We start from the raw sequence: 908 nt of genomic DNA on the forward strand, positions 1-908 counted from the left end.
AAGCATTTCATCATAATCGACAAGTAGCGAGTCTTTTTGTCCATCGTTTTCAGATTTATGAAGGGATCCGAAGGAATGGGAAGCGCCGTGAACTGATTAATCGTCATATCATCAGTAACCTTGATCGCCAACAAGCAATGAAAGAAGTAAGTGAATATCTACAGGCTCATTATGATTTAAAGCAAACGATAGTTATTTCTGGAAGTGACAACGGCAGTGGTTATGAAGCTGAGGTATTCAAAGAGCTGGCACCAGATTGTCTTAGGCATGAACATTTTTTGGATCAATATCATTTAAACCGTAAGATTCAGGAAAGACTTAGTTTTGATTTTGAGTTAATAAAGCCGTTGAAGAAAGCCGTTTATTCATGGGATTGGGATCAAGTAGCAGCGGTTTTAGATACTGCGGAAAGCCGAATTACAAATGAAGATCAAGCTGGTCAAGAAAAGCAAACAGCATTGCGGAAACTAAGGAATTACCTAAAGCGGAATTGGCAATATATTAAGCCAGCAGAGTTACGCGGACTAAAGAAGCCCAATGGATTAGGAAGCTGCGAAAGTAACCATCGGCGCTACACTTATCGTTTAAAACGTCAAGGAAGATCTTGGAGCAAGGCTGGATTAAAAGCAATGTTGCGAATTATTGATGCGCAACAGAATGGGGGATTGGTGGAAGCAATGAAATTCAAGAAATTGGCAAAACGATTTACCCATCAAATTAAGGACAAATTATCAAATCTCAAGCTTTTTGAGAAAGGCCAGGCACCGCATATAGGAGTTCTGCAAGGCAGGATAGTTCAAGATGCACCAAGTAGTTCGGCGATTGGAAGACTAGTAAAGATATTTTAGAATGGAAAAAAATAAGAAAAGATTCAATTTTTGGAGCTACCGAGAGAAACTTGACACATA

General features: G+C 39.2%; 1 protein-coding gene. It reads left to right on the forward strand.

All coding sequences use genetic code 11. From position 1 onward, the window contains the following. Positions 1-848: ISLre2 family transposase (locus ON15_RS10400; RefSeq protein WP_010581432.1), on the forward strand; the 848-nt coding region annotated here is incomplete at its 5' end. Positions 849-908: the final 60 nt, after the last annotated feature.

The organism is Liquorilactobacillus vini DSM 20605, assembly GCF_000255495.1.
Classification (GTDB): Bacteria; Bacillota; Bacilli; order Lactobacillales; family Lactobacillaceae; genus Liquorilactobacillus; species Liquorilactobacillus vini.